The organism is Aureibacter tunicatorum (assembly GCF_036492635.1).
Lineage (GTDB): Bacteria > Bacteroidota > Bacteroidia > Cytophagales > Cyclobacteriaceae > Aureibacter > Aureibacter tunicatorum.
This window is the reverse complement of sequence record NZ_AP025305.1, coordinates 3,388,640-3,404,609: the sequence shown is the minus strand read 5'-3', so window position 1 is coordinate 3,404,609 and position 15,970 is coordinate 3,388,640. Positions and strand designations below refer to the sequence as shown.

Here is a 15,970-nt window from a genome sequence, read left to right as displayed (position 1 = left end):
CGTTTGATGGTAGTTTCTTTCGGTTGATGAAAAAATTTTAGGGAAATGGATATAAAAGCTTGCTTATTTGATTTGGATGGAGTGTTGGTGGATACTGCCAAGTACCATTACCTAGCTTGGAAAAGATTAGCCAATGAGATGGGCTTTGACTTTACAGAGCAAGACAACGAACGCTTGAAAGGCGTAAGCAGAGTAAGGTCATTGGAGATTTTGTTGGAGATTGGAGGCAAGGAATTGACCGATAAGGAAAAAGAGCTTGCGGCATACCGTAAGAATGAATGGTATGTTGAATATGTGGACGCTATGGGGGCTGATGAAGTGTTGGATGGAGTTATTCCTTTTTTGGAAGAATTGAAATCCAAAAATATTTTGATCGGCTTGGGCTCAGCGAGTAAAAATGCTCAGAAGATACTTGAAAAGGTTAAGATAGATAGGATTTTCGATGTTGTCATTGATGGAAATATGGTCTCAAAGGCAAAGCCGGATCCTGAAGTGTTCTTGAATGGAGCGATTGCTTTGGGTGTCGAACCTCAAAACTGTGTCGTGTTTGAAGACGCTGAGGCAGGCGTAGAGGCGGCTAGAAGAGCGGGAATGAGGTCCGTTGGAATCGGAGAGCCTGAGACATTGAGGTTGGCGGATATTGTGCTTCCTTCGATGGCAAAAGTAAGCTTGGATATGCTTGTTGATATTGGACAAGAAGCTTAAGAAATTACTCGAATACAATTATTGTTTTAGAATTAGGACATGATATTAAAGCGCCGCAATAATTTTTTCCGCGGTGATGGCAACTGCCAAATTACATAAATGGGCTTTGGACTTGTTGAATCTTTGACCCCCAAGATAAGTGCGAACAAGTCTTAATCCGGGTGGATGGCTATGCCTCCGCCCGGGCTTAAAAGATTTTAATTATGAAAGATTATATACAGCATGATCCTTGGAAGATTATCGAGCAAGGATTTCACAAAGAAGATAATAGAATATCAGAAAGTATTTTTAGCATCGGCAATGGCAAGATGGGGCAAAGGGGCAACTTCGAGGAACATTATTCTGGAGATAGCATGCCTGGGAATTATGTCGCTGGTGTTTACTATCCGGATAAAACTAGAGTTGGCTGGTGGAAAAACGGCTACCCTGAGTACTTTGCCAAAGTATTGAATGCAGCTTCGTGGATAGGCTTGGATGTGCATGTCAATGGAGAAAGACTCGACTTGCATACAGCTGAAATACTTGATTTCAGGCGTGAGCTGGATATGAGAGAAGGATGGCTGAAGAGAACTTTCAAGGCAAGATTGCTGAATGGCAATATTGTAGAAGTAGAAGCATTGAGATTCCTTTCTATAGCAGATGATGAATGCGGGGCTTTAAGATATTCTGTCAAAGCGGTTAATTTTTCCGGAGACATTGAAGTGAAGTCTTTCCTTAATGGAGATGTGGTTAACGAGGATTCCAATTACGATGAACAGTTTTGGGTTGAGATTGCCAAGAGTGTTGAGGGCAATGCAGGTGTTATCGTCAGCGAAACAAAAAAGACAGCTTATCAAGTGGCGATAGGGATGAAGTTCGAGATTTTCAAGAATGACGAGCTTCAAGATTTGGACTATGCGAACGAAGCGTTGAAAATGTATGTTTCTGGCTCTTCTAAACTAGATGTAGTAGAGGGAGATCAGATAGTCGTATATAAATATGCTTGCAATGTGTCTTCTAGGTATTATGCTGCTGATCAGTTGTTGGAAAAAGCTGAAGAAGCTGTTAATAGAGCGCATAGCATTGGTTTTGACAATATGCTTGAAGATCAAGCTAAAGCTTGGGCTGACAAGTGGCAGCATTCTGATATCGTAGTTGAAGGAGATGACGCTGCTCAACAAGGTATCCGATTCAATATTTTCCATTTGAATCAGACATATACGGGCGAAGACGCAAGGTTAAATATTGGACCAAAAGGATTTACAGGTGAGAAATATGGAGGTGTAACTTACTGGGATACAGAAGCGTATTGCGTGCCGTTTTATTTATGCACTGCTCCTCAGGAGGTGACTCGCAAGCTTTTGATTTACAGGCATAATCAATTGGGAAGAGCTATTGAAAATGCAGAGAAGCTTGGTTTTGACAAAGGAGCTGCATTGTACCCGATGGTGACTATGAATGGAGAGGAATGCCATAACGAGTGGGAGATCACATTCGAGGAGATTCATAGAAATGGAGCTATTGCCTATGCGATATTCAATTATATCAGACATACCGACGATAAGGAATATTTGGCTGAATATGGTTTGGAAGTATTGATGGGTATTTCAAGATTCTGGGCGCAAAGAGTCAATTGGTCCGAAGGTTTGGAAAAATATGTTATGCTTGGCGTGACAGGTCCTAATGAGTTTGATAATAATGTGGATAATAACTGGTATACTTCCTACATTGCGATGTGGTGTTTGAAATATACGGAAGAGTCGCTTGCATATGTCAAGGAGAATCACCCGAAGAGATATGAGGAGATTGTTCAAAATGCTTCTTTTGATGCTTCTGCCGAGGTGGCTAAATGGAGGGAAATCAGAGAGAAGATGTACTTGGGTTATGATGAAAAGAGAAATATCTTCATTCAGGCTGATGGCTTTTTCAATAAAGAACAAATTCTTGTCAAGGATCTTGATCCTAAGCACCTTCCGTTAGTGCATCACTGGTCTTGGGATAGAATATTAAGATCGAACTTTATAAAACAGGCGGATGTCTTGCAAGGCCTTTATATGTTTGAGGAAGAGTTTGATCTAGAAACTTTAAAAAGCAATTATGATTTCTATGAGCCAAGAACGGTTCATGAATCGTCGCTTTCGCCATGCGTGCATTCGATTATCGCAGCAAAGCTTGGTGATGAAGACAGGGCTTATGAATTTTATCTGAGAACATCCAGACTGGACTTGGATGACTATAATTCGGACACTAAAGATGGACTGCATATCACGTCAATGGCTGGAACTTGGATGTCAGTAGTTGAAGGTTTCGGTGGCAAAAGAGTGGTGGATGGGCAATTGACATTGAGCCCAATGCTTCCAAAGCAGTGGAAGTCATATTCTTTCAAAGTCAGCTTCAAAGGCAATACAATATTAGTGAAAGTAACGGATAGTGGAGTTGAAGTAACGCATGAAGAAGGTCAGGGACTTCAGATCAAGCTTTATGATGAAGAGATTAATATAAAAGCAAACACAAGCATAGTAGTACATAGGTAATATTTTTGATTTGAAAAAGGCAAAAGCATCGGAATTTTCGATGCTTTGCTTTTTTGTTTCAATCAATACAGTTGATGTAACAGGAAATAGCAAAAGCATCGTTACAAAGCTGAGGCGTAATAAAGTTTCAATTATAATTTTTAGTCCATGAATTTTAGAGGCAAGATTGTGAGCATTGCAATGTCGATATTATTGACATTCGCTGGTTGGCCAGTGTTGGGGCAACAGAAATCTGAATGGAAAGACGGTTCGTTGAGATTGGATTTGGAAAATGGGGAAATGAAAATCACTCCTTTAAGCCAAGAAATATTCGAAGTTAGTTTTTTGCCAGATGGAGAGGTGATGAGGCCTTCATTTGCCGTAATCAAGGAAAGAGAAACGGATTTGAATGCTGTATTTCAAGAGTCGGATGAAGAGATTAGCATTATGACTGACGGGCTTTCAGCTGTAATGGATAATGAGGGCGCTATCTCTTTTCGATGGAAAGGAGAAGAACTGTTTTCCCAAGATTCTTATTTCTTGAAAAACAAGGAAGGAAACAGGGGATACAAGTTTGCGATTGATGAAAATGAAAAGATATTTGGTGGAGGAGAAAGATCTCTAGCCATGGATAGAAGAGGTCATAATCTGGAACTATACAACAAGGCTCATTATTCTTATGAGGAAAATTCTTCGTTGATGAATTATGGGATGCCTTTGGTGTTTTCATCGGATGCTTATGCGATCTTTTTTGATAATGGCGCTAAAGGAAATATCGATATTGATAGCGATAATGACAATACCTTGGAATTCAATGCTGTTGGAGGGCGAATGGTGTATTATGTTATTGCAGAAGATCATTTGTCGAAAGTGACCAACAGATTGTCAGAGTTAGTAGGCACTCAGCCTATGCCGGCCAGATGGACATTAGGCAATATTCAATCTAGATTTGGATATAAAACCCAAGACGAGGTGCTCGACGTAGCGACGCAAATGAAAGAAAGCGGTTACCCATTGGATGGGATAATCATTGATTTGTTTTGGTTCGGTCCAGAAGTCAAGAATTATATGGGAGAGTTGGATTGGTATGAGCCAAACTGGCCAAACCCTGATTTAATGATAGATTCATTGGAGTCTATGGGAGTGAAGACTGTATTGATTACAGAGCCGTTTTTTGGTATCGAAACGAAAGGTTTTGCCGAAGCGGATTCTTTAGGTTTGCTTGCTAAGGATTCTACAGGAGAAAAATCAGGTGTGTTTGATATGTTTTTCGCCAGGTCGGGATTATTGGATATTTTTACTCCGGAAGCCAAGGATTGGGTATGGGAAAAATACGATGCTCAGATCGAAAGAGGCGTAGGAGGCTGGTGGACTGATTTGTGCGAGCCGGAAGTTCACCCTGAATGGATACAGCATGCAACAGGCTCGGCTGATGAAATGCATAATTACTACGCGCATGAGTGGGAAAGAATGCTTTTTGAAAAGTATGAGGAAAAATATCCTAACGAGCGATTGTTTCATATCAATAGATCTGGTTATGTAGGTTCTGCTAGATATGGAATTTTGCCATGGTCGGGCGATGTAGCGAGGACTTGGGGAGGCTTTAGAGCTCAGATGCCAATAATGTTGACAATGAGCATGAGCGGCATACCTTACATGTCTTCGGATTTGGGAGGATTTGCCGGAGGTCAGAAGGATTCCGAGCTGTATGCAAGGTGGTTGCAGTTTGGGGCTTTTAACCCTATTTTTCGTCCACATGGAGGCGCTTTGGACGGTATTCCATCAGAACCGATCTTTTTTGATGAAAAGACTCAAGAAGTTGTTAAGAATTATATTGACATGAGATATAGGCTGATGCCTTATATTTATACTATGGCTTGGGAGCAAGAGGTAAGCGGAGAACCGTTGGTTAAGCCTATGTTTAATGTTTCCAATCACGAAGACATGTTGGAGAATCAGAGTCAGTATATGTGGGGAGAAAGCTTTTTGGTCGCCCCTGTTATGGAATCAGGACAAAAATATAAGGATGTCTTTTTGCCTGAAGGAACTGATTGGATTGATTATCATAATGATAAAGTTTACGCTGGAGGACAATGGATTACTATGCCAGTGGATATAGATGATATTCCTGTGTTTGTGAAAGGAGGCAGTTTTATACCTACAGTGAATTCCTATGGAAATGCTGGGGAGTACTCTTCTGCTGATTTGAAAGTGGATTTTTATCCGCAGGGGACAAAATCGTCTCATTATGAAATGTATGAAGACGATGGCAAGTCCGCATTGTCAAGAAAGAATGGGGAGTATGAACTGCTAAGCTTCAATTCGGAAATGATAAAGGGCAAAAGGCATATTACTGTTGCGAGAAATGTAATTGGAGAATACGAGGGAATGCCAACTGATAGAATTTTGACATTGGAGATTCATGCATTGAAAAATTCACCTAAATACATACGCATCAATGGCAAAAAGCATAAGCTGAACAGTGATGTGTTGGAATGGAATGAGAAGAAGAATTCATTGACATTGAAAGTGGATTGGAAAGCTTCTGAAAAGATGGAAATAATCTTGTGATATTGAGTGATTATATTGTTGAATGGTTGAAAGCTGGCTTTATAAGTCAGCTTTTTTCATTTTCAGATCCTAGTGTCGTGCCTCTTAAGCTAAGGCTTGTTTTCAATACTTTGATTTTAGGCCTTTTAAAGTCAGATGGCGTTTCAAGTTCTTCAATGAATAATTTGGTAGCCTCCACACCCATCTCAAAGCTCGGCTGGTAAACGCTGCTAAGAGGGGGCTCTGTTAGTTGGGTAACTCCCGGATCATCCTCAAAACCGATTACAGATATATCCTCGGGCACTTTAAAGCTTGAGTTGTGTATAGCATGGATGGCTCCTGCCGCCGTTTGGTCATTTATGGTGAAAATAGCATCCGGTGGAGTTTCAAGATTTAGTAGTTCGTTGGTTTTGGCTATGCCTTCCTGAAAGTTGTCAGCTTTGACGATGAGCTCAGGCCTGATATGCATATGATGCTTCTTTAGCGTGTCTAAAAAGCCATTTTTTCTTTGCTTGCTGATGATTAGGTTTTCAGGTCCTGTTAAGTGTGCTATATTCTTTTTTCCATGCTTTATAAAGTGCTCAGCCGCAAGCACGCCTCCTTCATAGTCTTGACATACTATGCTGGGTGCTTTTACTTCGTAGCAAATACGATCGTAGAATACAAGCGGTATGTTTCTTTTTTGTATCAGCTTGAAATGCTCGAAATCCGTTGTGTTTTTTGATATGGAGGCGATGATTCCCGCGACGTGGCTGCCAAGCAAAGCCTCCACGCTTTTCTTCTCTTTTTCTTCAGATTCGTTGGATTGGCAAATGATAACCTGATATCCGTTTTGATAAGCGATGGATTCTATTCCGCTGATTACAGCGGAGAAAAAGTGATGCACAAGTTCAGGGACAATCACCCCTATGGTTTTTGAATGCTTTTTGCGTAGGTTTCTGGCAATTTCATTGGGTTGATAGTTAAGTCTTTCAGCGGTTTCTTTTACCAGTTTAATGGTTTTTTTGCTGATCTCAGAGTTTTCGTTCAGCGCTCTGGAAACAGTGGAAGCTGAAACTCCCAATTCATTAGCAATATCTTTGATTGTAGTGTGTCTTTTTTCGCTCATTATTCACCAATTCAATTATGAATATTAAAAAATGGAACCATTGCTTTGTTTACTATACTAAATTATCGTCTAGTTTGTTAAATATAACCAATTTTGCTGGAAACTCATTTTTTGATTTGTAGTATAACAAGAATGTTAAAAAAAACTAAAATCCTTGTTTTTGGATATGATAACATATTTTTTATGATAAAATAATATCATATTTTTATTCGTTTGTTTTCAATATGACTTGAAGGTTAAAAATTAGGCGTTAACTAATTTTTATATTTTCCCCTTGCGGATTTTAGCTTATACAAAACGTCCCAGAGAAAGCGTTGTAATTGCATAAATGTTATTTCGAAAACGTTTGCGTTAAAATAGTATGAAATTAGAGTTAAAAAAATATCTGCATATATGAAAAATATTTAAAATTGGGTATGTGAAAATTATCACATCGCTAGAATGAAGGCCGTGGGGAATAATCTTCTGTGGGGGGAGGAATTATTTTTATAAGGATGGCTTATGAAATGATTTAGTTTTACAAAACATTTTTTCTAAATGAGAAGTAGAAGATTTCTTTTTACAATGATGCTGGCAATGCTTTTAGGCATGCTTGGTACAGAAGCTTTGGCGCAAGCCACTTGGTATCAAGGAACAGTAGTGGGGCAGTCGGATGGTTTGCCTATTCCAGGGGTAAACGTTTTAATCAAAGGTACGTCGAAAGGTACGGTTACGGACTTCGACGGTAAGTTTAGTTTGGATGCCAATGCGGGAGATGTTTTAGTAATGTCTTTTGTGGGTTACCAAACACAGGAAGTTAAGTTGTCAAATCAAACTCAGTTGAGCATAAGCTTGGCAGAGGACATGATGGGACTTGAAGAGATTGTTGTAATTGGTTATGGCGAAGTTAAGAAGAAAGACTTGACAGGATCTGTGGAAGCGATCAGCACTGCGGATTTCAATGCCGGACCGATTTCTTCACCTCAGGATTTGATTACAGGTAAAATAGCAGGTGTTAATATTACTTCGGCAGGTGGTGCTCCAGGGTCGGCTCAACAAATTAGAATTAGAGCAGGATCGTCTCTGAATGCCAGCAATGATCCATTGATTATTATCGATGGCTTTCCGATAGATAATTCAACAATTGCGGGTATGCGTAACCCATTAAACTCAGTTAATCCAAATGATATAGAAAGTTTTACTGTATTGAAAGACGCTTCGGCTACGGCTATTTATGGTTCAAGAGCGTCGAATGGTGTGATTATCATCACTACTAAAAAAGGAACCAAAGGAAATCTAAAAGTTGATTACTCAGGTAATGTGTCAGTGAACACGCCAACTAAAACAGTTGATGTGTTGGATGCTGATCAGTATCGTCAAGTGATTGAACAACAGTATGGTAGAGATCATGCGGCTTACCAAACTCTAGGCAATTCAAATACAAATTGGCAAGAGGAAGTATTAAGAACAAGTATTAGTACTGATCATAATATTAGTTTGTCAGGAACAGTCGGTGAAAAGACGATATTGCCTTATAGAGCGTCGGTAGGTTATAATCAAAACAATGGTATTCTAGAAACGTCCAGCTTGGAAAGAATTACAGCGAACTTGAACTTAAGTCCTAAGTTTTTCGATGATCATTTAGCTGTGAATTTGAATGCCAAAGGTATGAATGTTAAAAACCGTTTCGCTGATACTGGAGCTTTAGGTTCAGCAATCGCTTTTGACCCAACTCAGTCAGTATATGACAGCAATATGGGAAGATTTGGCGGTTATACAACTTGGGTGGACGGAGATGGAAATCCAATTACAATTGCTCCATCAAATCCAGTGGCGATGTTGCATCAAACAGAGAATACATCTGATGTGAATAGATTTATCGGTAACGCTCAGTTTGATTATCGTTTACATTTTTTGCCTGACTTGAGATTCAATTTGAATGTCGGTATGGACTATGCTAATGGTACGGGTAGCACAATCAACCCAACAACTGCCGCTTGGCAATACAATGTTCAGGACCCAACTCAGGGTGGTTACTATACAGAGTATGATCAAACGCAAACAAACAAATTGTTGGACTTCTATACTCAATATGTTAAAGAAGTTCCTTCATTAAAGTCGAAGTTTGATGTGATGGGAGGTTACTCTTGGCAACATTTCAAAACAGAACAAAATGGATTTGATTCCAACTTTGCAAGAAGCACAGACGATGAGTATTATACTGAGAGACCATATGCTTTTGAGCATTACTTAGTGTCATTCTTTGGAAGATTCAATTATACGTTTGACGAAAAGTACTTGTTGACTGCGACATTGAGATACGATGGAACTTCGAAATTTGGTAAGGAAAACCGTTGGGGACTATTCCCGTCAGTAGCTATGGCATGGAATGTTGACAAGGAGTCATTCTTGGTTAATTCAAATTCCATAAGCCAATTAAAACTTAGAGCAGGTTGGGGTGTTACTGGACAGCAGGATATCGGATCTAACTACGGATTTATGCCAACTTATGTAGAAAGTGATGTTCGTTCTCAGTATGTGTATTATGATCCTAATACAGGAAGAATGATGTACAGAACAATTCGTCCTGATGGATATGACGAGAATTTGAAATGGGAAGAGACAACTACTTATAACGTAGGTATTGATTATGGTTTCTTCAATGACAAAATATATGGTAAGATTGACGCTTACTACCGTGAGACTAACGATATGCTAAGTGAAGTGCCTGTAGCGTCAGGAAGTAACTTGACAAATATGCTTTTCACGAATGTTGGTAGCATGGTGAACAAGGGGATAGAGTTTTCATTGAATACTAAGATCGTAGAGTCGCAGGATTTGAATATTCATTTAGGTGGTAACGTGACTTATAACCATTCTGAAATCACTAAGCTTACGCTAGTGGATGATCCAGACAATGACGGTAGCATTCTTACAGGAGGCATCCAAGGAGGTACTGGTAACATGGTTCAGATTCATAGTGTTGGATACGCACCATCTTCATTCTATTTGTATGAGCAAGTATATGATGATAATGGAAAGCCTATCGAAGGCGCTTACGTTGATCGTAACGGGGATGGCAAGATCGACGATGAAGATAGATATATCGCTGGGTCTTCAGTGCCTAAGTGGATAGCAGGTCTTAACTTCATGGTGAACTACAAGAGATGGACTTTGAGTGGTTCAGGGCACGGATCATTTGGACAGTATGTTTACAACAACGTAGCTTCTCAGAATACATTTTATGGAAACATGAATGTGTCAGGTTTCAACTCGAACAGAATGACAGATGTAACCGAAGTAGGATTCAACGATGCTCAGTACTTGTCTGATCATTATCTTGAAAAAGGGAGCTTCTTCAGAATGGATAATATCATGTTGAGTTATGATTTCGAGGAATTTTGGAATGGAAAAGTTAAAGCAAGAGTTTTCGCGACAGTTAATAATGCTTTTGTAATCTCGTCATATGACGGACTTGATCCAGAAATTCCTAACGGGATAGACAATAACGTTTATCCAAGACCAAGATCTTACATGTTGGGCGTTAACCTGTCATTTTAATCTAAATTATCATGAGTACATACAAGAATATCAATAGAATTTTTTGCTTCGCACTTGTCATATTCGCATTTGGCTTTGGCGGTTGCGTGAATGACTTGGATACAACTCCTATAGATCCGAATATTAGCGATAAGGACAATACGTATAAGGATCTATATGATTATGAGCAAGGATTGGCAAAACTGTACGCAGGTTTTGCAGTATCAGGACAGCAGGGACCTGCCGGTAATCCCGATTTGGGAGGCTTGGATGAAGGTGCTAGCCAGTATTTGAGAAAATATTGGGAATTTCAAGAGCTTCCTACTGATGAGGCGTTGAATGGTTGGGCTGACCCGGGACAGCCGGCTTTGAGCGAGATTACTTGGAACCCTTCCAATGAGTTGGTAAGAATTCTTTATTATAGAGTTACTTTTCAAGTGACGCTTTGTAATCAGTTTATCAGAGACTTGAGCGAGGCGAGCCTTTCTTCAGAAGAGGATATGGCAAGGATCAGACAAATGAAAGCGGAGGCTAGATTTGTTAGAGCTTTAGCATACTGGCATGGTTTGGATTTGTTTGGCAATGGAATACCTTTTACAACTGAGGAAACTTTGGTAGGATCAACGCCTCCTTCGCCTCCTGCAAGTGGTTTTGGCGGAACGGAGATCTTTGATTACATCGAAAGCGAGTTGATGGATATCACATCAAATGATTCTGATGAGCAGTTGAAAGCAGAGAATACAGCTTTTGTTGGACAAGCGGATAAAGCAGCTGCGCATATGTTATTGTCAAAACTGTATTTGAATGCTGAAGTATACATTGGGCAATCAAAATGGGCAGAGGCGAAAACATCGTTGGACAAAGTAGTTGCAGCTGGTTATAGATTGGAAGATAGATATGAATACAATTTCCTAGCGGATAATTATTTGTCAAGAGAGATTATTTTTCCTATTGCTTTTGATGGCGTAAATACTCAAACTTACGGTGGTATGACATATTTGATCAATGCGGCTGTAGGTGGTGATATGTCTGCTAAGGAATATGGTACTTCAGGCGGATGGGGTGGTAATCGTTCGACCATTGAGTTAGTGAAAAAATTCGAGGATCAATTTGAAAATCAAGTAGACCCTAGAGGAATATTTTTCAAAGAGCATAATAGAGAGAACACAACATTGCCGGAATTCAAAGATGGCTACGCTGTTGGTAAATACAAGAATGTGACAAGCTTAGGTTATCCAGGTTCAGACCCTAACTTAAGCTTCATGGATACTAATTTCCCGATGTTTAGATTAGCTGACGCGTATTTGATGTTGGCTGAAGTTGAATTTAGAATGGGAGGAAGTATTTCTGACTGGTCGAGAATAGAGTCTTTATGGGACAGAGCTGGTGTGCCTCAAAATATTCAATCGCAATACAAGGCAGCTGCAAGTGTTGACCCTGCTCAATTCCTTTTGGATGAAAGAGCTAGAGAGTTGTATTGGGAAGGTCATAGAAGAACTGACTTGGTTCGCTTTGGCAAGTTTGTGAAAGATTACAATTGGCCGTTCAAAGGTGGTTCGCCTACTGGGAATGCAAGCATAGCCGAGCGCTATAATGTATTGCCAATACCAGGCACTGAGCTTGTGGCTAATCCAAATCTTAAGCAAAACCCAATGTGGTAAAGAGGACAACATGGGCTTTCATAAGAGAATAATGTTTAGTCCATGTTTTTTTGAAATTTTAAAATTGCATTGAAATGAAAAGTAAATTATTTAGATATTCCTTTTTCATGTTGATGTCGCTTGTGTTTTTCGCTTGTAAAGATGAGGAATACGTGACATTCGACCCTGATAAGGCAACGCCAGCTGTTTTTAACGACCCAAGTTTAGAGTCTACATATACTTTTGAAAAAGCTAATGGTGAAAATGAATTCGCTGAATTTTCTTGGTCAGAGGTAGACTTTGGCATGCCTACTTCCAATGTTTACGTGCTTGAAGTTGGAGATGAGCTAAACAATTTCACACCTGTGGTGACTACAAAGGATCTTAAAGCAACTGTTAAGATCAGTGAAATGAACAAAGCTTTGGAAGGCATTGAAGCTGATACGTTGAGTTATAATACTTATCAATTTAGATTGGTGTCGTATATTGCGAATAGTGGAGACCAGCCTACTACTGGAGGGCTTGTGTCTGAAGATCAGTTTAATACTGTAATTAAACCATACCCTTCTCATTTTAAATTATTTGTAGTCGAAGGACCTAATTATACAGTGGAAGACAAAGAAAGATATATTATTTCCGCTGACGCTGGAACTAAATATATTGGTACTTTGGATATGGAAGCCGAGAAGACTTATAGACTGAAATCCAATGATTTTGAAGATGGGACAGCTAGAGTTTATGCTTTGGATTCCCAAGGAAAAGTTGTGGAAGGTGGAGCGACTGATATTACTGTAGATGAAACAGGTAAATACAAGATTGAGGTTGACCTAGCTGATGGATCAATAGAAATGACTAAAGCTCAGCCATTATTATGGGTTCCTGGATCGCATAATGGATGGAGCCATGATTTGGAAGATCCAGTAGAGGGTGATCCAAGTTCCTATAACAGAGTAAATCTGGTTTCTGAGAATAATGATGGAATTTATACAGGTAAAGTTTGGTTAACTGGCGAATTTAAGTTTTCAGATGCACCTAATTGGGATGGCACTAATTACGGAGATGCTGGAGCGTATAAGTTGACTACTGACCCTGAAGGAAGCAATCATAATGTAGATGCATACAATGGAGCTGGTTTGTATGAGTTTTTAGTAAATGTTAATACATTGTCTTTTGAAATTCTTTCATTCGAGGCTGCTGAAGTGGTATTGCCAGAAGGAAATGCTTTATGGGTATCTGGTGATCATAATGCCTGGATGTTGAATATCAGAGACGTGTTATTGGAGACGGAAGAAGGTTCCAATATCTTCGAAGGCAATGTTAGTTTGAGAGGGAATGGAGGTTTAGAGTTTGTTGTTTCTCCTGATGGCTTTACACATGAGACTACTTATCGTTCTCCTGTGATAACTGAAGGAATGTCTGAAGGTGATTTGGTAGTTGATGGAACTTACACGGTTAGAGTGCCGGAATCGCAGGTATATAAAATCACAGTTGATTTAAATGAAATGACTTATGTGCTGGGTGATCCATATATCGCTCCTCCTACAATGCACTTGGTGGGTAACGCTACTACAATTGACTGGACTGAAACTGAGGCATTGGCTATGAATAATAGAAATCCAGAAGTTGGTATATTCGATTTAATAACCGAGTTTAAAGATGGAGAATTTAAGTTTATTCAAGAGCAAACTTGGGAGACAAGCTGGGGCTTAGGTGATGAAAGCAATACTTTGGCATTTAATAGCCAAACAAACTGCCCTGCGGATATTACAGGAACAGTATTTGTAAACGCTAATTTCCAAGACCTGACATATGAGTTGACAAGACCTTCTGTAGGTGTTATAGGCGATGCTACACCAGGAGCTTGGGACGCTGATACTGATATGGCTTATGATGCAGCTTCAAATACATGGAAACTAACTCTAGATTTATCAGCAGGAGAATTGAAGTTCAGAGCTTTTGATGACTGGGCTTATAATTGGGGTGGAGATGGAAGTGGAAACCTTTCAGGTGATAATATAGCGGTTCCTACTGCTGGAACGTATGAAGTTACACTTGATTTGGCTAATGAAGCTTACTCGCTTGAGATGAAATAATCTGAAAGTATATTATAGCAATTTAAAAAGCCACCTTTTTTAAGGTGGCTTTTTTTGTTTATTTAATTAAATCCTTGACTTAATTTGTCTTTTTCTACTGATATTATTTTTTTATTGTTTTTTTATATTTAAAAATTGTATTTTTAAATTCTGATTATGGGTGTTTAAGTTTGTGTATTTGTATAATTGTGTATTTCTTAGATTTCTTTTCGTAATTTTTCAAGAGATGAGTTTAAAGTAAAGTTGTGATTAGAATGAAGTGTATTCCCTTTTGTTTAATTATTTTAATTTTTAGCTCCTTGGCGGGATGTAGTAGTTTTATCTCTACGGACTCTGGAGATGAAAATGAGATTCATGAACCGAAGAATCAAATTGAGGAGTTTGAGACCGGTTTGCAGAAACTATATGAAGGATTTTCTTTATCCGACCCTCCGGAAGGTGTCGGGCATAAGCTTGATAATATTGACATTGGAGCTAGCCAATATTTGAGGAAGTTTTGGGAGTTTCAAGAATTGCCAACTGACGAAGCTTTGAACGCTTGGATGGATCCTGATCAACCAAGCATGAGTAAAGCGACTTGGGAGTCTTCAAATATCTTCATTTGGATTTTATACTTGAGACTTGATTTTCAAATCAGGCAGTGTCATGACTTTTTGAAAAAAGCTGAAAATGCAGATTTGGATTCTGTTGAAGACTTGCAAAGGCTAAACGAAATTAAGGCTGAAGCAAGATTTTTACGGGCATTGACCTATTGGCATTTTTTGGATTTCTTTGGCAATGGAGTGCCTTTTTATTCAGATGATGATGATTTGGGAGAACCTAATGATTCCATGCCTCCAGTTAATGGATTTGGAGGGACGGAAATATTTGATTTTATAGAAAAGGAATTGCAGGAAGTCCTTTCTGAAGAATCAGATGTCCAATTAAGACCTGCTAACGCAACTTTGGTGGGTAAAGCCAATAAAGCTGCCGCTTACATGCTTTTGGTTAAATTATACATGAATGCAGAGGTTTATACAAATCAATCAAGATGGAATGATGCGAAAATCGCGTTGAATCAAATCATGTCCACTGGATATGAATTGGAAAGGTCGTATGAACATAATTTTTTGGCGGATAACCATTTGTCAAAGGAGATTATTTTTTCGATACCCTATGAAGGCGAGAGCACAAGCACTTATGGGGGAATGACATATATATTACATGCTTCTTTTGGAGGAGATATGGAATCAAGTTATTATGGTATTTCTGGCGGATGGGGAGGTAATAGAGCAACTGTTCAGTTGGTCGAAAAGTTTGAAGACCATCTTCAGGCTCAAATTGATCCAAGGGGAGTGTTTTATAGAGGCCATAATAGGGAAAATACTTCACTGTTTGATTTCAAAGATGGATATGGAGTGTCCAAGTTCAAGAATATTACAAGCTTAGGCTATTCAGGATCTGATTCAAAGATGGTATATCCAGATACCGATTTTCCGATGTTTAGGCTGGCCGATGTTTATCTTATGTTAGCAGAAATAGAAGCTAGAGTGGATGGGAAAATAAGTGATTGGTCTCATTTGGAGGAGCTTTGGAGTCGAGCGAGTTTGCCTTTAGAAGTTCAAAATGATTATAAGCAAGAAGCAGATATCGATGCGTTGAGCTTTATACTGGATGAAAGAGCTAGAGAGCTTTATTGGGAAGGGCACAGAAGAACTGATTTGATACGATTTGGAAAGTTTGTGAAAGACTACAGTTGGCCTTTTAAGGGTGGAAGCAGCCTAGGAGCCCCTTCTATCCCATATCGATATAATGTATTGCCGATTCCTGATAATGAGTTGATGGATAACACTAACCTAAAACAAAACCCATTGTGGTAAAACC

General features: G+C 39.2%; 8 protein-coding genes. 7 read left to right on the top strand and 1 reads right to left on the bottom strand.

Annotation, left to right across the window (positions count from 1 at the left end):
• The first annotated feature begins 45 nt into the window (after positions 1-45).
• The 3 genes from pgmB to AABK36_RS14350 all read left to right on the top strand — a co-directional run bounded on the left by pgmB (position 46) and on the right by AABK36_RS14350 (position 5,768).
• The gene (gene pgmB, locus AABK36_RS14360; protein ID WP_309938208.1) at positions 46-705 is read left to right on the top strand and encodes a beta-phosphoglucomutase; all 660 of its coding nucleotides are present in this window, start codon (positions 46-48) and stop codon (positions 703-705) included.
• A 203-nt stretch (positions 706-908) separates the two neighbouring features.
• A complete protein-coding gene (locus tag AABK36_RS14355; protein WP_309938209.1) occupies positions 909-3,218 on the top strand; it encodes a glycoside hydrolase family 65 protein in 2,310 nt (769 codons plus the stop codon).
• Between the two features lie 147 nt (positions 3,219-3,365).
• Complete coding sequence (locus tag AABK36_RS14350) at positions 3,366-5,768, top strand: glycoside hydrolase family 31 protein (protein WP_309938210.1); 2,403 nt, start codon at positions 3,366-3,368, stop codon at positions 5,766-5,768.
• A 46-nt stretch (positions 5,769-5,814) separates the two neighbouring features.
• Here the strand turns inward: AABK36_RS14350 and AABK36_RS14345 are convergent, their stop codons facing one another.
• Complete coding sequence (locus AABK36_RS14345; protein ID WP_309938211.1) at positions 5,815-6,855, bottom strand: LacI family DNA-binding transcriptional regulator; 1,041 nt, start codon at positions 6,853-6,855, stop codon at positions 5,815-5,817.
• A 537-nt stretch (positions 6,856-7,392) separates the two neighbouring features.
• Between AABK36_RS14345 and AABK36_RS14340 the strand changes: the two genes are divergently transcribed.
• From AABK36_RS14340 to AABK36_RS14325, 4 genes are all read left to right on the top strand, one after another.
• Positions 7,393-10,395, top strand: a complete 3,003-nt coding sequence (locus tag AABK36_RS14340; protein ID WP_309938212.1) for a SusC/RagA family TonB-linked outer membrane protein — start codon at positions 7,393-7,395, stop codon at positions 10,393-10,395.
• 11 nt (positions 10,396-10,406) lie between these two features.
• Positions 10,407-12,035, top strand: coding sequence for a RagB/SusD family nutrient uptake outer membrane protein (locus AABK36_RS14335; protein ID WP_309938213.1), 1,629 nt, complete (start codon positions 10,407-10,409; stop codon positions 12,033-12,035).
• A gap of 74 nt (positions 12,036-12,109) precedes the next feature.
• Positions 12,110-14,107, top strand: a complete 1,998-nt coding sequence (locus AABK36_RS14330) for a SusE domain-containing protein (protein ID WP_309938214.1) — start codon at positions 12,110-12,112, stop codon at positions 14,105-14,107.
• Positions 14,108-14,406: 299 nt separating this feature from the next.
• Complete coding sequence (locus AABK36_RS14325) at positions 14,407-15,966, top strand: RagB/SusD family nutrient uptake outer membrane protein (RefSeq protein WP_309938215.1); 1,560 nt, start codon at positions 14,407-14,409, stop codon at positions 15,964-15,966.
• The last annotated feature ends 4 nt before the right edge of the window (positions 15,967-15,970 follow it).

What these genes read in the sequence shown, in the direction of transcription:
- AABK36_RS14345 (WP_309938211.1), bottom strand. Translation starts at nt 6,855, where the DNA reads ATGAGCGAAAAAAGACACACTACAATCAAAGATATTGCTAATGAATTG.
- AABK36_RS14350 (WP_309938210.1), top strand. Translation starts at nt 3,366, where the DNA reads ATGAATTTTAGAGGCAAGATTGTGAGCATTGCAATGTCGATATTATTG.
- AABK36_RS14340 (WP_309938212.1), top strand. Translation starts at nt 7,393, where the DNA reads ATGAGAAGTAGAAGATTTCTTTTTACAATGATGCTGGCAATGCTTTTA.
- AABK36_RS14335 (WP_309938213.1), top strand. Translation starts at nt 10,407, where the DNA reads ATGAGTACATACAAGAATATCAATAGAATTTTTTGCTTCGCACTTGTC.
- AABK36_RS14355 (WP_309938209.1), top strand. Translation starts at nt 909, where the DNA reads ATGAAAGATTATATACAGCATGATCCTTGGAAGATTATCGAGCAAGGA.
- AABK36_RS14330 (WP_309938214.1), top strand. Translation starts at nt 12,110, where the DNA reads ATGAAAAGTAAATTATTTAGATATTCCTTTTTCATGTTGATGTCGCTT.
- pgmB (WP_309938208.1), top strand. Translation starts at nt 46, where the DNA reads ATGGATATAAAAGCTTGCTTATTTGATTTGGATGGAGTGTTGGTGGAT.